Source organism: Alicycliphilus denitrificans K601 (assembly GCF_000204645.1).
GTDB classification, from domain to species: Bacteria; Pseudomonadota; Gammaproteobacteria; order Burkholderiales; family Burkholderiaceae_C; genus Alicycliphilus; species Alicycliphilus denitrificans.
On the sequence record NC_015422.1, the window covers coordinates 532,405 to 554,833 of the forward strand.

22 protein-coding genes are annotated in these 22,429 nt (G+C 68.2%); 8 read left to right on the forward strand and 14 right to left on the reverse strand.

The genetic code is table 11. From position 1 onward, the window contains the following. Positions 1 to 94 precede the first annotated feature (94 nt). The 3 genes from htpG to ALIDE2_RS02545 all read left to right on the forward strand — a co-directional run bounded on the left by htpG (position 95) and on the right by ALIDE2_RS02545 (position 3,648). Positions 95 to 2,056: a molecular chaperone HtpG gene (htpG, locus tag ALIDE2_RS02535; RefSeq protein ID WP_013517450.1), complete on the forward strand. Its 1,962-nt coding sequence runs from the start codon at positions 95 to 97 to the stop codon at positions 2,054 to 2,056. A gap of 32 nt (positions 2,057 to 2,088) precedes the next feature. Further along, entirely contained in the window at positions 2,089 to 2,574 is a 486-nt protein-coding gene (locus ALIDE2_RS02540; protein ID WP_013721308.1) for a hypothetical protein, read from the forward strand. A gap of 93 nt (positions 2,575 to 2,667) precedes the next feature. Then, positions 2,668 to 3,648: a Bug family tripartite tricarboxylate transporter substrate binding protein gene (locus ALIDE2_RS02545; protein ID WP_013517452.1), complete on the forward strand. Its 981-nt coding sequence runs from the start codon at positions 2,668 to 2,670 to the stop codon at positions 3,646 to 3,648. Here ALIDE2_RS02545 and ALIDE2_RS02550 read toward each other — a convergent pair whose 3' ends face one another. From ALIDE2_RS02550 to ALIDE2_RS02560, 3 genes are read right to left on the reverse strand one after another with little or no spacing between them, the layout of a single operon-like run. Further along, positions 3,649 to 4,692, reverse strand: coding sequence for a serine/threonine protein kinase (locus tag ALIDE2_RS02550; RefSeq protein ID WP_013721309.1), 1,044 nt, complete (start codon positions 4,690 to 4,692; stop codon positions 3,649 to 3,651). A gap of 22 nt (positions 4,693 to 4,714) precedes the next feature. After that, positions 4,715 to 6,163 (reverse strand): serine/threonine protein kinase, encoded by a 1,449-nt coding sequence (locus ALIDE2_RS02555; RefSeq protein ID WP_013517454.1) that lies wholly within the window; start codon positions 6,161 to 6,163, stop codon positions 4,715 to 4,717. Between the two features lie 3 nt (positions 6,164 to 6,166). Beyond that, complete coding sequence (locus ALIDE2_RS02560; RefSeq protein WP_013721310.1) at positions 6,167 to 6,925, reverse strand: metallophosphoesterase family protein; 759 nt, start codon at positions 6,923 to 6,925, stop codon at positions 6,167 to 6,169. A 229-nt stretch (positions 6,926 to 7,154) separates the two neighbouring features. Here ALIDE2_RS02560 and ALIDE2_RS02565 point away from each other — a divergent pair, with 229 nt between their 5' ends. Together ALIDE2_RS02565 and ALIDE2_RS02570 are read left to right on the forward strand one after the other, a co-directional pair. Further along, positions 7,155 to 8,351, forward strand: coding sequence for a CaiB/BaiF CoA transferase family protein (locus ALIDE2_RS02565; RefSeq protein WP_013721311.1), 1,197 nt, complete (start codon positions 7,155 to 7,157; stop codon positions 8,349 to 8,351). Between the two features lie 34 nt (positions 8,352 to 8,385). Next, positions 8,386 to 8,847, forward strand: coding sequence for a MaoC family dehydratase (locus ALIDE2_RS02570; protein WP_013721312.1), 462 nt, complete (start codon positions 8,386 to 8,388; stop codon positions 8,845 to 8,847). Positions 8,848 to 9,109: 262 nt separating this feature from the next. On the opposite strand, the gene ALIDE2_RS02575 is transcribed toward ALIDE2_RS02570, so the two are convergent. From ALIDE2_RS02575 to ALIDE2_RS02600, 6 genes are read right to left on the reverse strand one after another with little or no spacing between them, the layout of a single operon-like run. Beyond that, positions 9,110 to 9,910 (reverse strand): aldolase/citrate lyase family protein, encoded by an 801-nt coding sequence (locus ALIDE2_RS02575; RefSeq protein ID WP_013721313.1) that lies wholly within the window; start codon positions 9,908 to 9,910, stop codon positions 9,110 to 9,112. 2 nt (positions 9,911 to 9,912) lie between these two features. After that, positions 9,913 to 10,740, reverse strand: coding sequence for a 2-oxo-hept-4-ene-1,7-dioate hydratase (gene hpaH, locus ALIDE2_RS02580; protein ID WP_013721314.1), 828 nt, complete (start codon positions 10,738 to 10,740; stop codon positions 9,913 to 9,915). Further along, the gene (locus tag ALIDE2_RS02585; protein WP_013721315.1) at positions 10,737 to 11,606 is read right to left on the reverse strand and encodes a fumarylacetoacetate hydrolase family protein; all 870 of its coding nucleotides are present in this window, start codon (positions 11,604 to 11,606) and stop codon (positions 10,737 to 10,739) included. The genes hpaH and ALIDE2_RS02585 overlap by 4 nt, the downstream gene beginning before the upstream one ends. Next, entirely contained in the window at positions 11,603 to 12,496 is an 894-nt protein-coding gene (locus ALIDE2_RS02590) for an amidohydrolase family protein (RefSeq protein WP_013721316.1), read from the reverse strand. Before ALIDE2_RS02590 ends, ALIDE2_RS02585 begins: the two co-directional genes overlap by 4 nt. Positions 12,497 to 12,516: 20 nt before the next feature. Then, positions 12,517 to 12,969, reverse strand: a complete 453-nt coding sequence (locus ALIDE2_RS02595) for a RidA family protein (RefSeq protein WP_013721317.1) — start codon at positions 12,967 to 12,969, stop codon at positions 12,517 to 12,519. Further along, on the reverse strand, positions 12,927 to 13,907 hold the full coding sequence (locus tag ALIDE2_RS02600) for a Bug family tripartite tricarboxylate transporter substrate binding protein (protein ID WP_013721318.1): 981 nt from the start codon (positions 13,905 to 13,907) through the stop codon (positions 12,927 to 12,929). The genes ALIDE2_RS02595 and ALIDE2_RS02600 overlap by 43 nt, the downstream gene beginning before the upstream one ends. A 204-nt stretch (positions 13,908 to 14,111) precedes the next feature. Between ALIDE2_RS02600 and ALIDE2_RS02605 the strand changes: the two genes are divergently transcribed. Then, positions 14,112 to 14,750, forward strand: coding sequence for a flavin reductase family protein (locus tag ALIDE2_RS02605; protein ID WP_013721319.1), 639 nt, complete (start codon positions 14,112 to 14,114; stop codon positions 14,748 to 14,750). Continuing rightward, positions 14,747 to 15,535 carry an IclR family transcriptional regulator gene (locus ALIDE2_RS02610; protein WP_013721320.1) on the forward strand — a complete coding sequence of 263 codons (789 nt, stop codon included), beginning with the start codon at positions 14,747 to 14,749 and terminating at the stop codon, positions 15,533 to 15,535. The genes ALIDE2_RS02605 and ALIDE2_RS02610 overlap by 4 nt, the downstream gene beginning before the upstream one ends. Positions 15,536 to 15,542: 7 nt before the next feature. Here the strand turns inward: ALIDE2_RS02610 and ALIDE2_RS02615 are convergent, their stop codons facing one another. Next, entirely contained in the window at positions 15,543 to 16,391 is an 849-nt protein-coding gene (locus tag ALIDE2_RS02615; protein WP_013721321.1) for a 3-hydroxybutyryl-CoA dehydrogenase, read from the reverse strand. A gap of 99 nt (positions 16,392 to 16,490) precedes the next feature. Between ALIDE2_RS02615 and ALIDE2_RS02620 the strand changes: the two genes are divergently transcribed. Continuing rightward, positions 16,491 to 18,083 (forward strand): GMC family oxidoreductase, encoded by a 1,593-nt coding sequence (locus tag ALIDE2_RS02620; RefSeq protein ID WP_013517460.1) that lies wholly within the window; start codon positions 16,491 to 16,493, stop codon positions 18,081 to 18,083. Positions 18,084 to 18,102: 19 nt separating this feature from the next. Here the strand turns inward: ALIDE2_RS02620 and ALIDE2_RS25695 are convergent, their stop codons facing one another. The 4 genes from ALIDE2_RS25695 to ALIDE2_RS02640 form a co-directional block, all read right to left on the reverse strand. Continuing rightward, positions 18,103 to 18,768, reverse strand: coding sequence for a PNPOx family protein (locus ALIDE2_RS25695; RefSeq protein WP_193353136.1), 666 nt, complete (start codon positions 18,766 to 18,768; stop codon positions 18,103 to 18,105). Positions 18,769 to 18,794: 26 nt separating this feature from the next. Beyond that, on the reverse strand, positions 18,795 to 19,613 hold the full coding sequence (locus ALIDE2_RS02630; RefSeq protein WP_013517461.1) for an ABC transporter permease: 819 nt from the start codon (positions 19,611 to 19,613) through the stop codon (positions 18,795 to 18,797). Between the two features lies 1 nt (position 19,614). Continuing rightward, the gene (locus ALIDE2_RS02635) at positions 19,615 to 20,556 is read right to left on the reverse strand and encodes an ATP-binding cassette domain-containing protein (RefSeq protein ID WP_013517462.1); all 942 of its coding nucleotides are present in this window, start codon (positions 20,554 to 20,556) and stop codon (positions 19,615 to 19,617) included. A 104-nt stretch (positions 20,557 to 20,660) separates the two neighbouring features. After that, the gene (locus ALIDE2_RS02640; protein ID WP_013517463.1) at positions 20,661 to 22,373 is read right to left on the reverse strand and encodes a tannase/feruloyl esterase family alpha/beta hydrolase; all 1,713 of its coding nucleotides are present in this window, start codon (positions 22,371 to 22,373) and stop codon (positions 20,661 to 20,663) included. Positions 22,374 to 22,429: the final 56 nt, after the last annotated feature.

Consider the following 22,429-nt stretch of genomic DNA (forward strand, 5'->3'; position numbering starts at 1 on the left):
TGAAGCCCGGCATTTCGCCCCCAGTTGCGTGAGCGTTCCGGCCGCGCCGGCAACTTTGCATACCGCATCTTCCCATTCGATTCGCACAACAACCATGAGCAAGCACACACATTCGTTTCAGGCCGAAGTCGCACAGCTGTTGCACCTGGTCACGCACTCGCTGTATTCGAACAAGGAAATTTTCCTGCGCGAGCTGATCTCCAACGCCTCCGACGCCTGCGACAAGCTGCGCTTCGAGGCGCTGAATGACGCCGCGCTCTACGAGGACGCGCCCAACCTGGAGGTGCGCGTGGCCTTCGACACGGAGGCGCGCACGATCACCATCACCGACAACGGCATCGGCATGAGCGAGCAGGAGGCCGTCGACCACCTGGGCACCATCGCCAAGAGCGGCACCAAGGAATTCATGAGCCGCCTGACGGGCGACCAGAAGGCCACGGCCAGCGAGCAGGGCCAGCTCATCGGCCAGTTCGGAGTGGGCTTCTACTCGGGCTTCATCGTGGCCGACAGGATCACCGTGGAGAGCCGCCGCGCGGGTCTGCCCGCCGGCCAGGGCGTGCGCTGGACGAGCGGTGGCGCGGGCGACTTCGAGGTGGAGCAGATCGAACGCCCGGCGCGCGGCACCAGCGTGATCCTGCACCTGCGTGACGATGCGGGCGACTATCTGAACGCCTGGAAACTCAAGCAGATCATCGGCAAATATTCCGACCACATCAGCCTGCCCATCCTCATGGAGAAGGAGGAGTGGAAGGAGGGCGAAAAGGAAGGCGAGCCCGGCCAGATGGTCAAGACCGGCGAGTGGGAGACGGTGAACAAGGCCAGCGCGCTGTGGACGCGGCCCAAGAAGGAGATCACCGCCGAGCAGTACCAGGACTTCTACAAGACCATCAGCCACGACTTCGAGAACCCGCTCACATGGAGCCACAACCGCGTGGAGGGTAACACCGAGTACACGCAACTGCTCTACATCCCCGCCAAGGCGCCGTTCGACCTGTGGAACCGCGACAAGAAGGCCGGCGTGAAGCTCTACGTGAAGCGCGTGTTCATCATGGACGACGCCGAGGCGCTCATGCCCAGCTACCTGCGCTTCGTCAAGGGCGTGATCGACTCGAACGACCTGCCGCTCAACGTGAGCCGCGAGCTGCTGCAGGAAAGCCGCGACGTGCGCCTGATCCGTGACGGCTCGGTCAAGCGCGTGCTCGCCATGCTCGAAGACCTGGCCAAGCATGACAGGCACGAGGCATCGACAGATGCCGAGGGCGTGACCGACGTGGTGAGCGAGGAGGACAAGGCCAAGGAGGGCAAGTACACGCAGTTCTACACGGAGTTCGGCGCCGTGCTCAAGGAGGGCCTGGGCGAGGACTTCGCCAACCGCGAGCGCATCGCCAAATTGCTGCGCTTCGCCTCCACCAGCACCGACAGCGCGAGCGTGTCCTTCGCCGACTACAAGGCGCGCATGAAGGAAGGGCAGGAGGCCATCTACTACATCACCGCCGACACCCTGGCCGCAGCCAAGAACAGCCCGCAGCTCGAAGTCTTCAAGAAGAAGGGCATCGAGGTGCTGCTCATGACCGACCGCGTGGACGAGTGGGCGCTGAACTTCCTGCACGACTTCGACGGCACGCCGCTGCAGAGCGTGGCCAAGGGCGCGGTGGACCTGGGCAAGCTGCAGGACGAGGCCGAGAAGAAGGCCGCCGAAGAGGCAGCCGAGCAGTTCAAGCCCGTGCTGGCCAGGCTCAAGGAGGCCCTCAAGGACAAGGCCGAGGACGTGCGCGTGACCACGCGCCTCGTCGATTCGCCCGCGTGCCTGGTGGTGCAGGACGGCGGCATGAGCATGCAGCTCGCGCGCCTGCTGAAGCAGGCCGGCCAGAGCGCGCCCGATGCCAAGCCCGTGCTGGAGGTGAACCCCGAGCACCCGCTGGTCAAGAAGCTCGACGGCAGCGTGCACTTCCACGACCTGGCCAACATCCTGTTCGACCAGGCGCTGCTGGCCGAGGGTGGCCTGCCCGAGGACCCCGCGGCCTACGTCAAGCGGGTGAACGCGCTGCTCGTGTGATGCAGCCCCGGACCGCCCGCGGATGCCCGGACATGAAGACCGCGCCGAATGCCCTCACCCGTGACGGCCGGCAGGGCCGCGCCGCCGGGGCGCTGCCCTGGGCCGCGCTGGTGCTGGCCGCCATGCTGCAGGGCTGCGGGTCCGTGGGCGCCGGCGTGGGCGTCGGCATCCCCGTCGGCCCGGTATCCGTGGGCGTGGGGGTGGGCAGCGGCGGCATCAGCGCCGGCGTGGGCGCGGGCGCAGGGCCGCTGGGCGTAGGCGTCGGGGTGAACCAGCGCGGGCAGGTGCTGGGCGGTGCGGGCGTCGGCGTATCCACCGGCGTGGGCGGGGCCCGCGTCGGCGCAGGGGTGGGCACGTCCACCGTGCTGCACGACCCGGGGCAGCCCGCGGCAACCCCTGCCGAAGCGCCTTCTGCGCCCGCACAGCCAGCGGCCCCTGCGCCCGGCGGCGGCGAGATCCAGTGGCGCGATTCCAGCGGCCGGATCGTCCCGGCCTGCAGGGTGGAGGGGCGCTGCTGAGCGTCTTGCGCGGCCCCCCCTGGAGGTATCCCCCAATGGCCGTGGGCCGCTCGCACCTGCACCATCGTTTCCTTTTTGAACGGGAGACGCTGCATGAGGATCAAGACCGTACTGGCCACCGTGGCCCTGGCCCTGGGTTTTACGGGTGCCGCACAGGCGCAGACGAGTAACTACCCCAACCGCCCCATCACCCTGGTGGTGCCGGCCGGCGCGGGTGGCGGCACGGACGTGGTGGCGCGCGTGCTGGCCGATCAGCTGGGCAAGCGTCTGGGCCAGGCGGTGGTGGTGGACAACAAGACCGGCGCCTCGGGCATGCTGGGCACCCAGGCCGTGGCCCGCGCCGCTCCCGATGGCTACACGCTGCTGGTGGCCTATTCCACGCCCGTGTTCTACGCACACCACATCTTCGCCAAGGTGCCCTACGACATCCGCAAGGACTTCGAGTTCATCACCCAGCTCGCGTCCACGAGCCTGGTGATGATGGTCAACGCCAACGTGCCGGTCAAGAACATGAAGGACTTCATGGCCTGGGCGCAGGCCAACAAGGGCAAGATCAACTACGGCTCTTACGGCCAGGGTTCGGCGGGCCACCTGATGAGCGCCTACCTGAGCGACTCGCGCAAGCTGGACATGACCCACGTGGCCTACAAGAGCGAGGCGCCGCACATCCAGGACCTGGCGGGCGGCGTGGTGTCCTGGGGCCTGGGTACGATCGCGGCGGCCCAGGGCGTGCTCAAGGACAATCGTGTGCGGCCGATCGCCATCTTCGGCCCCAAGCGCCTGGCCGAACTGCCGGACGTGGCCACCATGGCCGAGCAGGGCTTTGCCGACCCCGAGTTCAACACCGTCGCCTGGTTCACTCTGCTGGCGCCCGCGGGCACGCCCAAGCCCATCGTGCAGCGCTTGGAGAAAGAGGCGGTGGAGATCATCCACTCCACCGCCATGAAGGCGCGCTTCCAGGTCTTCGGCCTGGAGTCCGTCCCGGGCGGGGCGGCACAGTTCCACAAGGATTTCGACGCCGTCGATCCCGTGATCCAGAAGCTGGTGAAGATCTCTGGCGCCAAGGCGGATTGATCAGGCCGCCAGCGGCTCTTCGCGCATCGCCTCGATCTGCTCGCGCAGCATGTCTACCTGGCCGCGCCAATAGTCGCTGCTGCCGAACCAGGGGAAGTTGAGCGGGAAGATCGGGTCGCTCCAGCGCCGCGCAAGCCACGCGCTGTAGTGGATCAGGCGCAGCGTGCGCAGCGGCTCGATGAGCGCCAGCTCGCGCCGGTCGAAGGGGCGCAGCTGCTCGTAGCCGTCCAGCAGCGTGGCCAATTGCATGGTTCTTTGGCGCCGGTCGCCCGACAGCAGCATCCACAGGTCCTGCACGGCCGGGCCCATGCGCGCGTCGTCCAGGTCCACGAAGTGCGGGCCGCCGTGGCCGGCGTCATCCACGGGCGTCCACAGCACGTTGCCGGGGTGGCAGTCGCCGTGCAGGCGGATGGTGGTGGCGTCTTTCAAGCCAAATAGGCCTCCGGTGCTTGATGGTCGGGCGCCAGCAGCTATCAATTCAAGAGCTTCGTCGCAGGCGTCGCGCCAGGCCGACTGCTGGTCCATGGGGATGGCCTGCGCGCCCAGCAGCCAGTCGCGCGGCTCCTGGCCGAAGCCGGGCAGGTCCAGCCGCGGGCGATGGACAAAGGGCCGCGCAGCGCCCACGTTGTGGATGCGCGCGAGGTAGCGGCCCAGCCACTCCAGCACTTCGAAGTCGTCGAGCTCCGGCATGCGCCCGCCGCGCCAGGGGCTGACCGCAAAGTCGAAGCCCGCGTGGCGGTGCAGGCTACGGCCCTGCAGCAGCAGCGGCGCGACCACGGGCACCTCGGCGCCCGCGAGTTCGAGGGCGAAGGCGTGTTCCTCCAGTATCTGCGCCTCGCTCCAGCGGCCCGGGCGGTAGAACTTGGCGACCACGCGGCTGCCGTCCTCCAGCGTCACCTGGTAGACGCGGTTCTCGTACGAGCCCAGCGCCATCAGCCGCCCGTCGCCGTGCAGGCCCACGCTGGCCAATGCGTCCAGCACCAGGTCGGGCGTGAGGGTGGCGTAGGGGTGGAGGGGCGTGTCGTGGGCGGCGAGCGTGGTCATGCGGCGATTGTCGCGCGCCTGGTCACTGGCCCAGGGCGTCGAACGGCAACTGCTGCTTGACGAGGATGACCGTGCACGGCGCGTCGCGCGCCACGCGGATCGGCACGGTGTCGATGAAGCGCTGCAGCTGCAGCCCGTGCGTGGCCGCGCCCAGGATCATCATGCCCACACGGTTGCCCTCGGCGTAGCGCACCAGGGCCTGGGCCACGTCGCCGGCCTCCAGCACGTGGTAGCTGGCGCTGTGGCGCGACAGGTCCAGTCCCGCAGCCCATTGCTTGAGGCGCGCCAGGTGCGTGCGGTGCAGCATGGTCTCGCTGCGCGCGCTGTCCGACGTGCTGCTGGCCGAGGGCGAGATCACCGTCACGCAGGCCAGGCGCGCGCCGGGGCGTATGCCCAGCGAGCGGGCCGCCGCCTCGCGTAGCGAGTACAGCGTGGCGTCCGTCACGTCGTCGTGCGGCACGGCCACCATGACGATGGGCACCTGCTCGATCTGGCGCGCGGGCAGCGGGCTGGGCTGGTAGTGCATGCCCGCGGCTTTGATCCAGCGCTTGAAATGCACGGCCAGGCCCGGCCCGCGCAGGCGCCGCCCGCGCTCGGTGATGGGCACCTGCTCGGGGTTGGCCAGGTCGAAGGCGAGGTGCGCGGCCGAGGGGTAGCGCTGCGCGGCCTCGGGTTCCAGGCAGCGCAGGATCACCTCCTGCAGCCATTCGGGCAGGTCGGGGCGGTGCTGGCGCGGCGGCGCGGGCGTCATCCACAGGCGCTGGCGCATGCCGCCCTGGGTGGCGGGCGCGCCGAACGGCAGCTCGCCCGTGGCCATCTCGTAGAGCATGACGCCGATGGCGAAGATGTCGCTGCGCAGGTCGCCGCGCACGCCCACGACCTGCTCGGGTGCGATCCAGGTGGGCGAGCCCACGGCCTTGCGCATCTCCTCGGCCAGCAGGTCGGGGTAGTGCGCGTGGCACGACAGGCCGAAGTCCAGCAGCACCACGCTGCCGCCTTCGCGCAGCAGCACGTTGGCGGGCTTCAGGTCCAGGTGGCACACGTTCTGCTGGTGGATGCTGTGCGCGGCCAGGGCCATGGCGCTGCCGATGCGGGCGATGTCGGCCGTGTCCTGCAGCGCGCCTTCGGGCGTGAGCGTGCGCGGGTGCTCCTCCAGCCAGTGCTGCAGCGTGCGGCCCTCCACGTATTCCATGACCAGGTAGGGCAGACGCATCAGGTCGCCCGCGGCCACGAAGCGCGGAACGTGGTGGCCCGACAGCGTGGGCAGGATGGTGAGCTCGACCTCGAAGCTCACGATGTTCTCGGCCCCGTCGCCCGCCGTCATGCGCGGGATCTTCATGGCCAGCGGAAACCCCGGATTGCGCGCGGCATTGGCATAGCCCACGCGATAGATGTGGGCCATGCCGCCGGCGTGTATGCACTCGTGCACCACGAAGCCGTCGATCTCGGTGCCGGGCGTGAGCAGTTTCATGTCCTACCGGCCCTTTTCCAGCCTGTCGGCGAAGAAGGCCGGCAGGCCGCCGGCGCGCACCGCCGCCGCGGCCGCCATGTGGTCGTAGGGCACGCGCTGGAAGGTGATGGTGGCCGCGTCCGGGTCGAACAGCGCGTACATGGCGCGCGTGTCGCCATCGCGCGGCTGGCCGCACGAGCCCACGATGGCCAGCCACTGGCGGTGCGGCGGTACGGGCACGGGCACGCCCGGCTGCGGGGAGAAGCGCATCAGCTTGGCCGTGGGCGTGAGGAAGTACAGCGCCTGCTCGTGCACATGGCCGCTGAACACGTAGCGGATGGCCGGGTCCATTTGCGTGGCCGCGGCCATGGAGCGCTCGGCCGCGTTGCCGTCGGCCACGTAGTGCCAGCGTTCGGGGCCGTCGGCGCTGGCGTGCACCAGCAGCGCGTCCATCCCCATGCGCGCGGCCAGCGGCAGGCCGGCGAGGAAGGCGAGCTGCCGCGCGTTCAGCCGCGGATGGGTCCATTGCGCGCTTTGCTCGCCCAGGTTCTCGGCCACGGCGGGCGGTGCGACGGCGGCCGCGTCATGGTTGCCGCGCACGCACGGCGTGCCTTCGGCCACGAGCTGCATCACGCGGTCGAGCACCGGACCGGGATCGGCGCCATAGCCCACCAGGTCGCCCAGCAGGGCGAATTGCCGCGCACCGTGGGCGCGGGCATGTTCCAGGCAGGCTTCGAGGGCCTGCAGGTTGGCGTGGATGTCGGAAAGCAGGGCGATCTTCATGATTCCAGCATGATGGCCCCGCCAGCTGAGCGTTGGCTTGCAAAGGGCGCTCGTAAGGACTAGGGAAAACGCGGAGGGAATCATGGGCGGCGCAGAAGACTGAGCGACGCGGGTCGTCGGGCATGCGTCGATATCCAACGCGTATCACAAACGGGTTAATAAATATTGGACGCCTGCAAGTGAGCTTCCAATAATCCCTGCCACTTATCGAGCAGGTGGAGAGTTGTGCATGAGGCCTTTGCAGGGGGTGCGGGTACTGGACCTGTCCAGCGTCATCTTTGGTCCGCTGGCCAGCCAGGTGCTGGCCGACTATGGCGCCGAGGTCGTCAAGATCGAGCCGCCCAAGGGCGACTCGACGCGCCACACCGGGCCCGCGGCGGAGCCGGGCATGGCGGCCATGTTCCTGGGCTCCAACCGCAGCAAGAAGAGCGTGGCGCTGGACCTGAAGCAGCCCGCGGCGCAGAAGGCGCTGCAGGCCCTGATAGGCACGGCGGACGTGTTCATGCACAGCATGCGCCCGCAGAAGCTGGCCGGTCTGGGGCTTGCGCCCGAGGCCCTGCGCGCGCGCCATCCCCGGCTGGTCTACGCGAGCCTGCTGGGCTTTCTGCCCGGGCCGTATGCGGGCCGCCCGGCGTATGACGACGTGATCCAGGGCATGTCGGGCCTGGCGGACCTGATGGACCAGCAAAGCGGCGAGGCGCGCTATCTGCCCACCATCGCCGCCGACAAGACCTGCGGCCACGTGGCGGCGCACGCCATCCTGGCGGCGCTGTGGCAGCGCGAGCGCACGGGGCAGGGCGCGTTCGTGGAGGTGCCCATGTTCGAGTCCATGGTGGGCTTCAACCTGGTCGAGCATTTCTACGGTCAGCATTTCGAGCCACCGCGCTCCGTGCCGGGCTACCCGCGCGTGCTCGCGCCCTGGCGCAGGCCCTACCGCACGTCGGACGGCCTCGTGGCCATGATGCCCTACACCGACTTGCACTGGCAGCGCTTCTTCGCCGAGGTCGGCGCGCCGCAGCACGCGAGCGACCCGCGCTTCACCGACATCGCGGCGCGCACGGCGCACATCGCGGAGCTGCTGGAACTGGCCTCGGGCTATGTCGTGCGGCAGACGACCGCCCACTGGCTCGCCGCCTGCGAGCGGCTGGAGATCCCCGCCGCGCCCGTGGCGCGCCTGGACGAGCTGCGCAGCGACGAGCACCTGGCCGCCATCGGGTTCTTCGAGGAAGTGCAGGACCCCGCCATGGGCACGGTGCGGTTCCCCGGCGTGGGCGTGCGCTTCGACGGCCGGCGCCCTCCCGTGGCCATGCCGCCGCGCCTGGGCGAGCACACGCGCGCCCTGCTGGCCGAGGCGGGCCTGGATGCGCCGCAGATCCAGGCCCTGGTGGACCAGGGGGCCGCCATAGTGCCGCAACCCAAAAACTGAACGCTATTCGAACGATATGGACACAACGACCACCATGGACCACACCGCTCCCCGCCTGGGCCAGGGCTTCGTCTGGCAGGACCTGCGGGTCGGCCAGCGCTTTCGCACCTTCCGCCGCACGCTCACCGAGACCGATCTCGTGCAATTCATTGGCGTGACCGGCATGCTGGAGGCCATCTTCATAGAAGATGGCTACGAGGGCGCGGCCATGGCGGGGCGGCCCGTGCCGGGCGCGCTGACCTACACGCTGATCGAGGGCTTCATCCTGCAGACCATGATCCAGGGCACGGGCCTGGCCATGCTGGAACTGCACCAGAAGATACTGGCCCCCGTGGTGGTGGGCGACACCATAGAGGCCATGGTGGAGGTCACCGACATCCGCCCCACGTCCAGGAGCGGGCGCGCGGTGGTCACCTCGCGCATCGACGTGTTCAACCAGAAAGGCGTGCAGGTCATGACCTATACCGCCACGCGGCTGCTGGCCGGGCGCGGCTGAGCGCTGCGATTACATCAAGAGAAGAAGGCGACATACATAACCACCCCACCGCATCGCCGCGCCTGCCTGGCGCTGGCTGTACCTGCGGTTCATGCGTAGGCCTACCTGGGGTGGTGGTAGATCAACCGGCGTGAGATCGGCAAGCTGGTGGGAGTGGCGCCACTGAACAACGACAGCGGCGAGATGCGTGGCAAGTAATCCGTGTGGGGCGCAGGGCACAGGTGCGGGTGGCGCGTAGCGCCATGGAGAGAGCTGGACCGAATCAGTACGCCGTATCCACCGCGCCGCACGCGCCAGCGGTGAAGCGCGCGGCCAGGTCGTCGGCGGCGTTGCGCAGCAGGATCATGTCCATGCCCACGGCGACGAACTGCGCGCCCAGCGCGATGCATTCGCGTGCGCGGGCGCCATCCACCATGAGGATGCCCGGCGCCTTGCCCGCCGTGCGGATGCGGCGGATCGCATCGTCGATGGCAGCGCGCACTTCGGGGTGGCCGGCGTTGCCGGGGTGGCCCATGCTGGCCGACAGGTCCGCCGGGCCGATGAAGATGCCGTCCACGCCATCGACGGCGGCGATGGCCTCGATCTGCGCCAGCGCCTCGGCCGTCTCCACCTGCACCAGCAGGCACAGCTCGCCTTCGGCATCACGCACGTAATCCACGTCACGCCCATAGTGCGACGCGCGCATGGTGCCGCCCATGCCCCGGATGCCGCGCGGCGCATAGCGCATGGCGGCTACGGCGGCTCGGGCCTCGTCGGCGTTCTGCACGAAGGGCAGCAGCAGCGTCTGCGCGCCGATGTCCAGCAGGCGCTTGATCAGTACCGTGTCGTTCCACGCGGCGCGCACCACGGGGTGTGAGCGGTGCCGCGGCTCGGCGGCCACGGCCTGGAGCTGCTGCAGCACTAGCGGCACGTCGGCTGGCGTGTGCTCGGTATCGAGCAGCAGCCAGTCGAAGCCCGAGCCGGCTACTAGTTCCGCCGCGTAGGGCGAGGCCAGCGTGCACCAGAGGCCGATCTGCGCCTGGCCGGAGGCCAGGGCGTGTTTGAAGGTATTAGTCAGGGGCATGTCTATCCGAAGTGGCAGGAAACGGTGCCGAACTCTCCATAGTCTGCCACCACGGTGTCGCCTTGGACCACGTCGATGGGGCGGATGAACGAACCCGCGAGCACCACTTCTCCCGCCTGCAGTTGGATGCCGTGGCGGTGTAGCCGGTTGGCAAGCCATGCAACGCCGTAGGCCGGGTGGTTCAGCACGCCAGCGGCCAGGCCTGTTTCCTCGACCTCGCCGTTCTTGCTCACGATGGCACCGATGCGGCGTAGATCCGCATCGATCAACTGGGGCTTGAATGCGCGCCCGCCCAGTACCAGCGCCGCATTGGCCGCGTTGTCGGATATGGTGTCGATGACGGTACGGGTCTTGCCAGTGGCGGGATCTACACGCTGGATACGCGCATCCAGTATCTCCAGGGCGGGTGTGATGTAGGCCGTGGCTTCGAGCACGTCGAACAGTGTGCAGTGGGGGCCGGACAGCGGCCTGCCGAGCACGAAGGCCAGTTCGGCCTCAATGCGCAACTGCAGAAACTTCTCCGTGGGGATCGCGGCACCGTCGCGGTAGAACATGTCGTCGAGCAGCGTGCCGAAATCAGGTTCGCTGATGTTGACGGCGCGCTGCATGGCCTTGGAGGTTAGGCCGATCTTGTGCCCCAGAACGCGGCGGCCTTGGCGCAGTTTGAGGCGCATCCAGGCATCCTGCACGGCGTAGGCGTCGTCGAAGCCCATGCCGGGGTACTGCAAGGAAAATTGACGGCAGGGCGTGCGTGTGCGCTCGGCCGTTTCCAACTGCTCGGCGGCGGCCTCCAATTGCGCAGGGGACAGGAACGAGTTCGGCATGTTCATGCTTCGGCCTTCACCATGTTGCGTAGCGTGCCCACGCCGTCGACTTCCACCTCCACCACGTCGCCGGGCCGCAGGAAGCGGGGTGGATCGAAGCGGATGCCCGCACCAATGGGCGTGCCGGTGACGATGAGATCGCCAGGCTCAAGCGCCGTGAAAGTCGAGAGGTAGTGGATCAGGTAGGCAAAGTCGAACATCAGGTTCGCCGTGGTGTCGTCCTGGCGCAGTTCGCCATTGACCCGGGTGCGTACGCGCACGTTGCTGAAACCCTCGGGAAACTCGTCGGCCGTGACGAGCCAGGGGCCGACGGCGCCGGATGCATGGAAATTCTTGCCTTGCGTAACGTTGAATTTGGCATGGTGCACCCAGTCGCGGATGGTGCCTTCGTTCACGCAAGTCAGTCCGCCGATGTGTGCCAGCGCCTGAGCCTTGGAGATGCGGCGGCCGCCGCGCCCGATCACGAGTCCGATCTCGCCCTCGTAGTCGAGCTGTTGCGATTCGTGCGGCTGCACGAGCGCCTGGCCATGCCCAACGAAAGAGTCAGGCACGCGCATGAAGATGCTGGGGTACTTGGGCAAATCGCTGCCATCCTTGTATTCGGCATTGCGGTGCGCGTAGTTGACGCCGATGCAGAAAATCTTGCGCGGCATCGGCACAGGCGGGAGCAGTTGCACGGCGGACAGATCGAGGCTGGGCGACTCGTGCTCGGCCAGCGATCGGGCTTGGCGCAGTGCCGCGTCGCCGCATGCGAGCAGCGATGCCACCGAGTCGAACCCCGCTAGCCGGCGATCCAGTTCGACGATGCGGTTCCCTTGGACCACGGCGCCCCAGCCGGGCCGGTCGTCATAGAGGTAGCTGACGAGCTTCATGGCGTCTCGAATCCAAAGAAGTGGGCGGGGTTGGCGACGAGGATCTTGTGCAGCATCTCTGCATCAGGCGCGAAGCGGTAGAGCAGTTCCAGGAGGTCGCCCTCGTTGGGCGGTTGCTTGACCGATACGGGATGCGGCCAGTCGCTGCCCCATACGCAGCGGTCGGGGGCAGCATCGATCAGGCGGCGAGCCAGGGGGACCACGTCGTTCCAGGGGGCGCCCTGGCGGGAGATTTTTTCCGACAGCGACAGCATCACCCAGAAATTGCCGCGCTGGAACAGCTCCAGGATGCAGGCCAGGCTGGGATCGTTCTCGCCCAGCTCGGGGTTGGCGCGGCCCATGTGATCCATGAGTACCGGCACATCCTGCAGGTGCAGGAATGCCTGCATCTGCTCGGCGATGCCACCCGGCTCCGGCTGTACCTTGACGTACCAGCCCAGCTCGCGCACGCGCTCCAAAGCGCGCTCCTGCTGCTGTGGCGTGAAGCTGATGCCCAGGCCGCCGCGCGTGAAGCGCGCACCGCGCACGCCGGCATCGTGCAACCGCTGCAGGTAGGCGTCGTCGCGCTCCACGAGCACGGCGGCGTTGGCGCAGGCCATGTAGCGGCGGGGGCTGCCGCTCGCGTTGAGGCCGGCCAGGGCGTCCAGCACTACCTGGTGGTCCGCGCCATAGGTGGTCGCTTGCACGATCACGCCACGCTGTACGCCCAGCGTGGCATGCAGCTTCTGCGCAACTTGCCAGGTCGCCGTGGGCATTTCATAGGCGGCGCCTGGACGCACCGGATAGCGTTCGCGCGGGCCGAAGACGTGGAATTGGCTGTCGCACGCCAGCGCGGGAGGCAGTGGCCGCGGCGCGTGGGGCGTCGGATCGAAGGGGAGATAGTCGGGCATGGCTGGGTATGGCGGTGTGTTCAGGCGATGTAAGCCGTGAAGCTGCATTCGATGAGCTTGCCCATGTCGAGCTCGGGTGCGTGGATGGCATGGCGCGCAGGGCGCGATACCGCGTCGGGGAACATCTCCAGCCACGGCGCGTTGAGTGCGGGGCGTTGCGTGCGATCCTTCATCCACACGGTGACTTTGACGATATCGGCGGTGTTGCCGCCAGCCGCTTCGACGATGCGACGCATGTTGTCGAGCATGCAGCGGCACTGGGCCTCGATGCCATCGGCGATCTGGCCCGTGGCGGGATCTGTACCGAGCACACTGCCGCTTTCCACCAGCGGCCCGATACGGCAGGCGGCCGGAATGGGGTTCTTGTGGCTGAAGCCCTCGATGTAGATGCTGGTGCGGCGAACCGGCGCTGCACGGCCGAGCGGCGTGCTCAATCCGCCGTGATTCCCGCTTGCTTGATGATGGGTGTCCATCGGTTGTCTTCCTGGGTGAGGTATTGGGTGAATTGCTCGGGCGTGGTGGCGCGCGCTTCGGAGCCGAGTGCGACGAAGCGGTCCTGCACGCCCTTGTCGGACAGGATCTGCCGTAGCGCGTCCGCTAGTTTGTTCACGATTGCGGTGGGCGTCCCCTTTGGCGCCAGGATGCCTGTGAAGGTCTCCGCGCTGAACCCGGGGAAGCCGGACTCCGATAGCGTGGGAACGTCGGGCAGTTGAGGCAGACGCTTCGGTGACGTGACGACCAAGGCGCGAGTGCGGTTGCTTTGCAGGAATTGTTGGGCCACGGACAACTGGTCGAAGTTGAACTGCACCTGGCCGCCCAGCAGGTCGGTGGTGGCCGGGGCGTTGCCCTTGTAGTGCACGGTGGTCCAGCGCGCGCCGCTTTCGCGCTGCAGGTATTCGCTCACCAGATGATTGGTCGTGCCCGCTCCTGGGGACGCCATGGTGATCGCGCCTGGGTTGGCTTTGGCCGCCGCGAGCAGATCCGCCATGCTCTTGTACGGCGTAGTGGGGTTCACCTGCAGCAATAGCGGGGTGAACGAGACGGACGACACGGGCGCGAAGTCCTTTTTCCAGTCGTAGGGGCTGCGCTTGAAGATCAGCGGAGAGAACAGGATCGGGCCGTTGGCCCCCATGAAGAAGGTGTACCCATCGGGGGTGGACTTGGCAACGGCCTCGCCCGCAATCATCCCGCCCGCGCCGGGCCGATTGTCCACGATGAAAGGCTGCTTGAAGTGTTGCTGCAACTGCTCGCTGATGATGCGTGCCGCGCCATCGACGTTGCCGCCGGGAGGGTAGGGCAGCACCAGCTTGACTGGCTTGCCGGGCCACGTGTCGGTCTGCGCGATGGCTAGTGGCGCTGCTCCCGCGCAGGCCCACAGCAATGCGTGGGAGAGAAGGATTCGTCGTTGCATCGGCATGTCTCCTGGGCGTTCTTTGTGAAAGGGCGAACGGTGTATCCGTTGGCGCAAATCGTAGGCTTCGGAGTTTGTAGGGAGCAATGGCGGAATGGCGGATTTGTCCATAATGTGGAAAAAAAGGCCTTGTGGCCATGGCGGCGCGAGCCCCGTGCTCCGCACAATCCCTCCAGCATTTCGCCAACCCACATCGCCGCTGCCATGACCTATACGACCCTGTATGCCGATACCCTCGCGCCCGAGGCCACTTATCGCTTGATGAGCGGCATCGTTGTGCCTCGCCCGATCGCCTGGATCACCACGTTGTCGCTGACGGGTGTGGTGAACCTGGCGCCTTTCTCGTGTTTCACCTTCGTTTCCAACAAGCCGCCGATGCTGGGCGTGAACATCGGCCGCAAGGCTGGGGCGCGCAAGGACACGGGGGCGTATATCCTGGCGAACGGCGAATTTGTCGTGAACATCGGGCATCGGGGGCATATGCACGCCATTCATGAGAGCAGCGCCGAGCATGCACCCGATGTGAGCGAGGCGGAATTGCTTGGATTGGCCACGGTGGCTAGTGAAACGATTGCCGTGCCGCGTTTGGCCGATGCGCCGGTCAGCATGGAGTGCCGGCTTGATCGTGTCATACCGTTCGGGGATACGGGCGCTGAATTCTTCGTGGGGGTGGTCACGGCATTCCATGTCCGTGAGGACTTGTTGCAGGGCGGCAAGATCGACACCCGCGCGCTCGACCCGGTGTGCCGCATCGCTGGCCCTAACTACGCGACGCTGGGTGAAATCGTCACCTTGCGCGCGATGGCGCAGACACCGAAAACGGTGCTGGCTTCCGAGGGATGACTGGCACCGCCTCCCCCGCAGGACAGGATGGAGCGCAGAGCATCCGCCGCGCGATCGCGGTGCTGCGCATCGTGGCGTCGGGGCAGGAAAGCGGCGTGCGCCTTACCGACGTCGCATCGGCCACGGGTCTCAATCGACCCACGGTGCACCGGATCCTGCGTGCGCTGGTAGAGGAAGGCGCGGTGGAGCAACAGCCCGTGACGCGACGCTATCTGATCGGTACGGAAGTGTCGCTGTTGGGACTGGCACGGCCTGCTGGCTTCCCGCTGCGCTCGTTGGCGGCTCAGCACCTGCATCACATCGGGGAGGTTCTGGGCGAGACGGCTTTCCTTACCATCCGCAAGGGTGACGACTCCGTGTGTTTGGCGCGGGCGTTAGGGAGCTATCCGATCAAGGTCCTCTCGATCGAGGTGGGCGCGCGCCGCTTGCTGGGCGTAGGCGTGAGCGGTGTCGTCCTGCTGGCTTCCTTGCCCTACGAGGAGGCAGTGGAAATGATGCGGCGCAATGCCGGCCGGTTGAGAGGGCTGAGGCTTGATGCGCAGGACATCCTTGAGCGCTGTGCAGCGGCTCGCATGTTGGGGTATGCCTACACGGCAACGGGCGTGGTGCGCGGTACGCGCGCCGTGGCCGTCCCGGTGCACTCGCCTGCTGGAGAAACCGTGGCGGGCATCGCCGTCACGGCGATTTCTTCCCGCCTGACCGAGAGCCGCCTGCTTCATGCGGTACAGGTGATGCAGGAGCAGGCACGGCTCATCGGCGAGAAGATCGGGCAGCGTCGGCGCTGACGCGCACTCAGTACTGGTACACGCCGCGCCCCGTCTTGCGGCCCAGGCGGCCGGCGGCCACCATTTCGCGCAGCAGCGGGCAGGCGCGGTATTTGCTGTCGCCGAACTCGGCCAGGTATACGTCCATCACGGCCAGGCACACGTCCAGGCCCACCATGTCGGCCAGGGCCAGCGGGCCGATGGGCTGGTTGCAACCCAGCTTCATGCCTGCGTCGATGTCCTCGGGCGTGGCCAGGCCTTCGGCCAGCACGAAGAAGGCCTCGTTGATCATGGGCACGAGGATGCGGTTGACCACGAAGCCCGGCGCGTTCTTCACCGTGATGGGCGACTTGCCCAGGCGCTCGGCGAGCTGCTTCACGCTGTCGTGCGTGGCGTCCGAGGTCTGCAGGCCGCGGATGATCTCCACCAGCGCCATCATGGGCACGGGGTTGAAGAAGTGCATGCCGATGAAGCGGTCGGCGCGGCCCGTGGCGGCCGCCAGCTTGGTGATGGAGATCGACGAGGTGTTGGAGGCCAGGATGACCTCGGGCGCCACGATGGCGTCGACCTGCTTGAGGATCTTGAGCTTGAGCTCGTGGTTCTCGGTCGCGGCCTCGATCACGATCTGCGCGGCCTTCAGGTCGTCGTAGCTGGTCGAGCCCTTGATGCGCGCGAGCGCCGCATCCTTGTCGGCCGCCGTGATCTTTTCCTTCTTGATCAGGCGGTCCAGGCTGCCGGCCACGGTGGCCACGCCCTTTTGTACGGCGGCGTCGGAGACGTCCACCATGACCACGTTGATGCCCGACACCGCGCATGCCTGCGCGATGCCGTTGCCCATGGTGCCCGCGCCGATGATGCCGACGGTCGTAATCGTCATATAACAGTCCCTTGAAAGAGTTGTGGAAGCAAGAAACCGATGGTATCGGCAATTGCGCGATGGCCCGAACCGGCCGCGTGCGCCACGAGGGGGACAGGCATGCGTGACTTCGACTATGTCGTGATCGGCGGCGGCTCGGCCGGCTGCGTGCTGGCGGGCCGGCTGAGCGAGGACCCGGCCGTGCGCGTAGGCCTGCTGGAGGCCGGGGGCAGCGACGACAGCGTGCTGATCCACTGCCCGGCGGGCCTGGCCGTGATGGCACGCACGGGCCGGTACAACTGGGGCCTGCAGACCACGGCACAGCCCGGGCTGGGCGGGCGCCGGGGCTACCAGCCGCGCGGCAAGGTGCTGGGCGGCTCCAGCTCGGTCAACGCCATGGTCTACGTGCGCGGCCACCCCGACGACTACGAACACTGGGCGGCCGCGGGCAACCCCGGCTGGGGCTGGCGCGACGTGCTGCCCTATTTCCTGCGCGCCGAGCACAACGAGCGCTGGGACAACGCGTGGCACGGCCGGGGCGGGCCTTTGAACGTGATGGACCTGCGCTCGCCCAACCGCTTCAGCGCCGTGTTCGTCGACGCGGCCGTGCAGGCGGGCCATGCGCGCAACGACGACTTCAACGGCCCCGTGCAGGAGGGCGTGGGCCTGTACCAGGTGACGCACAGGAACGGCGAGCGCTGCAGCGCGGCCAAGGCCTATCTCACGCCGCACCTGTCGCGCCCCAACCTGCAGGTGATCACCGGCGCGCACGCCACGCGCATTCTTTTCGAGGGCAGGCGCGCCGTGGGCGTCGAGTACCGCCAGGGCGGGCGGCTGCAGCAGGTGCGGGCGCGGCGCGAGGTGCTGCTGTCGGCCGGGGCGCTGCTGTCGCCGCAGCTCCTGATGCTCTCTGGCGTGGGGCCGGCCGACGAGCTGCAGCGTCACGGCATAGGCGTGCTGCACCACCTGCCGGGCGTCGGCCAGAACCTGCATGACCACCCGGACGTGGTGCAGGTCGTCGATGCGCCGCGGCTCACCGACCTGTTCGGGCTGTCGCCGCGCGGCGCGCTCAACCTGCTGCGCGGCATCCGGCAATGGCGCGCGCAGCGCAGCGGCATGCTGACCACCAACTTCGCCGAGGCGGGCGGCTTTCTCAAGAGCAGCCCCGATGAGGCCCGGCCCGACCTGCAACTGCACTTCGTCATCGGCAAGCTGGTGGACCACGGGCGCAAGACCGTGCTGGGCCATGGTTACTCGCTGCACGTGTGCCTGCTGCAGCCGCAAAGCCGCGGCAGCGTGCGCCTGGCCAGCGGCGACCCGCTGCAGGCGCCGCTGATCGACCCCGGCTTCCTCGCCCACGATGGCGACATGGCACGCATGGTGCGGGGCTTCCAGATGGGGCGGCACATACTGCGGCAGCCAGCGCTTGCGCAGTACGGCGGGAGCGAGGGGCCGGCGCTCGCACAGGCGCAGACCGAGGAGCAGATCGCGCAGTTCATCCGCCGGCATGCCGACACCATCTACCACCCCGTGGGCAGCTGCCGCATGGGGCCGGGGCCGCTCGACGTGGTGGACGGCGAGCTGCGCGTGCACGGCCTGCAGGGGCTGCGCGTGGTGGATGCGTCCATCATGCCGCGCATCGTCAGCGGTAACACCAATGCGCCCACGGTGATGATTGCCGAGCGCGCAGCGGACCTGATTAAGAAATTTTGAGGGTTTGGATAAGCAGTTTTTAGCAGCGCCCGCGCCGCCCCGTTCCTAGACTGCGCAGCCCCGATGGGGCACATGGTGTGCCTGGTTGGAAGGCCGCAGGGCCCAAGGAACCGACGATGCAATTCAACCCCCAGGAAATCTCCGCGCTGGCACAGGCAGAGTCCGCCGCGCCGCGCATGAACATGTATGCAGCCATCCACAAGGCCTTGCGCGCCTTCATGGCCGACACGCTCACGGGCCTCGGCCGCGTGGATACGGACGACGATCTCGACCTGTCCCAGTCCTGCGACCGCGTGCTGGCGTTGATGGACTTCTGCCGCTCGCACTTGCAGCACGAGAACGAATTCGTGCACACGGCCATGGAGCGCCGCGCGCCGGGCAGCGCGGGCTCGTCGGCGGGCCGCAGGGCGCGCTGCAGCGCGGCCGTGGCCTTGACCTGCACCGTGCGGTGCGAGGGCGGGTCGCTGAAGACCACGGCGATGTGGCCCGTGGCGGCGATGTCGGCCAGCAGCAGCTGCGACTGACTCCTGCGCAGGAAGACGGTGATACGCCGGCCGTCGGCGCGGATGCGCGAGCCCACGGCGCGCATCACGCTGGGGCGCAGCTGTGCGTCGCGCGAGGCCACGATGGCGGACACGCCCCCGGCCACCAGGGCGATGTTTTCGGGGCTCAGCAGCGCGGGCATGGCAGGCGTGATTTTCCGGCGCGTCGTCAGGCGCGAAAGCGCCTGCGCGTCAGCGCCAGCGCCACCCAGTAGGCAGCAATGGTGGTCACGGCCACCACCAGGCCGTGGCGCAGGGGGTGGGCCGGCCACTGGTCCATGAACAGCGGGCGCACCAGCTCCACGGCGTTGGTCAGCGGCAGCCAGTCCGATGCGATGCGCACGGCCGTGGGCAGCTGCTCGCGCGGGAAGAACACGCCCGACAGGAACATCATGGGCGTGAGCACCAGCGTGAAGTAGTAGGTGAAGAAGTCGTAGCCCTGGGCCAGGGCGTTGAAGATCAGCGCGATGCTGGAGAACATGATGCCCACGGCGAGCAGCACGGGCCAGGCCACGAGCAGCTTGGGCGCATGGCTGATGCCCAGCGCCAGCATCACGCCCAGGATGGCCGTGGCGGTGAACAGCGCCTTGAACGCGGCCCACAGCATCTCGGCCAGCAGCACGCTGTCCAGGCTGATGGGCGCGTTCATGATGCCGTCCCAGGTCTTCTGCACGTGCATGCGCGAGAACGCCGAGTACAGCGCCTCGAAGCTCGCCGCGTTCATGGCGCTCATGCAGATCGAGCCGCTGGCCAGGAACAGGATGTAGGGCACGCGCGCGCCGCCGTCGCCGCCTACCTGCACTTCGCCCACCAGCGCGCCCATGCCGTAGCCGAAGGCCACCAGCCACATCAGCGGCTCGGCGATGTTGCCGACCAGGCTGGGTATGGCCAGCTTGCGCCACACCAGCAGGTTGCGCAGGAATACGGGCCACCAGCGCAGCGACAGGTCGGGCGCACGCCAGATGCTGGGGTCGGTCATGGGGGCCATGTCAGGCGTCCTCGCGGATCTGGCGGCCGGTGAGCTTGAGGAACAGGTCCTCCAGGTTGGCCGGCCGGTGCAGGGTGCGCAGGTGGCCGTGGCCGGTAAGGGCCTGCAGCAGCGGGCGCGCGTCCTGGGTGTAGAAGAAGACGGTCTCGCCGCTGACCTCGATGCGCCGGGCCAGCGGGCGCAGTTGCGCGTCATGGGCCAGCGTCAGCGCGCCGTTGCCGTAGGCCTCGACCACGTCGCTCTCCAGGTGCTCGGCGATCAGCTCGCGCGGCCGGCCCTCGGCGATCTTGCGGCCATGGTCCAGCACCAGCAGGCGCGAGCACAAGCGCTCGGCCTCGTCCATGAAGTGCGTAGTCAGCAGGATGGACTTGCCCTGCTGCAGCAGGCGCTGCAGCCGCTCCCACATCAGGTGGCGCGCCTGCGGGTCCAGGCCCGTGGTGGGCTCGTCGAGCAGCAGCAGGCGCGGGTCGTTGACCAGCGCGCGCGCCAGCGACAGGCGCCGGCGCATGCCGCCAGAGAGCTCGCCCGGGCGCGCGCCGGCCTTGGAGGTGAGCGCGGCGAATTCGAGCAGCGGGCCGATGCGCGCGTCCATGGCCGCGCCCTTGAGGCCGAAGTAGCGCCCGAACACGCGCAGGTTCTCGGCGCAGCTGAAGTCCGGGTCCAGGCTGTCGAACTGTGCGACCACGCCCAGCTGCGCCTTGATGGCCAGCGCGTCGAGCGGCATGGACAGCGGCGCGGCGCCGCCGCCCGGGTAGAAGCGCACGCTGCCCGCGTCGGGCGCGGTCAGGCCCAGGCACATGCGGATGGTGGTGGTCTTGCCGGCGCCGTTGGGGCCTATCACGCCCAGGCATTCGCCGGGCGCGATGGCGAAGGAAACGCCGTCCACCACAGTGGCGTCGCCGTAGCGCTTGCGCAGGTCCTGGGCTTCGAAGAGCACGTTCATGCGGCGATTGTGGGGGAAAGCGGCCGATTCGGGTTTTGGCAACAAAAAAGCCGCTTGCGCCCGCCAGAAGGGCGCAAGCGGCTATCTATTTGATAGTTTCCGGACTATGGGGCCACGCAGCTGAAGCTCTCCGCCTTGTTGGCGTCGCCCGTGCCGCCGTAGCGCGGCCAGCCCGGGTATTCGCACAGGGGGCGGGTGCGGCCCGGCACGCCCGCGGTGTCGGTCACCACCTGGCCGGCGGGCGCCGTGCCGATGCTCACCCACTGGTCCAGCGCCTTGAGCGAGTCCCAGTTGGCGTTGAAGGCCGTGCTGGCGGCGTGGCCGTAGCCGGGCACCTCGTAGTAGCGGGCGAAGCTCTTGACCGTGTCGGCGCCCATGGTCTGGACGAGCCGCTCGTAGTACTGGGCCGTGGCGCGCGTGCTGACCAGCACGTCGGCCGTACCATGCGCCATCAGCAGCTTGCCGCCGCGCTTTTGGAAGGCGGACAGATCGGTGCTGTTGATGTCCTGCAGCTTGGTCAGCTCTTGTATGCGTCCCGCCCACGGGCCGGGGTTCTGCGGGTCGAGCGAGAGCGAATCGAAGTTCGCGTCGCGCGTCACGAAGTAGCGCACCCACTGGTCCCAGAACACGGCCCAGTACGGCGCCGTCAGCGGCGCGGGGCTGGCCGGCGCGGTAGTGTTCATGGCCAGCAGGGTGACGGTGGGCTGCAGGGGGCTGGGGCCCGTCTCGCCCAGCTCGGACCCCCAGACGTTGAAGCCGGGGTATTGTGTCTCGCCGCTGCCCAGAGGGCTGCCGAACGTGATGGGCGTGTTGTATGCATGCAGCGCCGCGATCATGGCGTCGGACAGGCAGCCGTCGTTCTCGTTGCCGCCGCTCGGGCAGCGCAGGGGCTTGCCCTCGAACTGGGCCGTGGCCGGGTCGAACTGCGCGTTGCAGGCGGCGACGTTGCTGACGATGCCGTCGGCGATGCCGTCCAGCGCATCGCACCGGGCCATGGCCGCCTGGCGCAGCAGCTTGCGCTGGGCGAGGCTCGGGTAGGCGTCGGGCTGGGCGAAGGCGCGGCTCAGGCGGCCGAACTGCAGGTCCAGGCTGGCGGCGTTCCAGGCCGGATACCAGGAGACGACGCCGTCCCAGTCGGCGGGCCATTTCTGCGCCACGGCCAGCGCTTCGCGCCCGCCGGTGGAGCCGCCGATGAAATAGCGCTTGCCGGGCTTGCGGCCATAGAAGCGGGTGACGAGCACGTCGGCCACGTCGCTGACCTTCTTGAGCGCCGCGCCGGAAAAGTTGGCCGCGGCCTCGTCGTTCGTCCCGAAGCTGCCGTCGCGGCTGCCGGCGGCGCCCGCCTGGTGGCCGGAGTCGCTGGCGAACACGGCATAGCCCTGGTCCAGCAGCGGATAGGGGCCCTGGCTCGCGGGGGCCGCGGAGTAGGTATAGAGGCTAGGGATGGTGCCGTTGTAGCCGCCGCCGCCGAGCATGACCACCTTGCCGTTCCATTCCTTGGGCAGGAGCAGTCCCATTTTGATAGCGGGTGCCGCCGTATCCACGGGCGCAATGGCGATATTGGCTCGTATGGATGCGGGCGGCTGGGGGCCGGAGGCGGCCGTCGGCGTCTCCACCGAGGTGACGACGGCGCCCTTGGTGGGCAGGCCGATTTGGTCGGCGGCGACCTGCTGGGTCGCCAGGTTCCGGCTGGCGGTGTCGAAGGAAAAATGGTGCGAGCCGCCGCCGCAGGCGGCCAGCGCCAGCGCGGCGCTGGCCGTGAGCAGCAGGCGCGCGCCGCGGGGCCATGGGGGGCGGATGGCGGGGGGAGTGGTCATGTGCTTGTCTCCTTGTCGTTGCACGGGGCGGGCCGTCGGCCCATGGCCATTCTGGA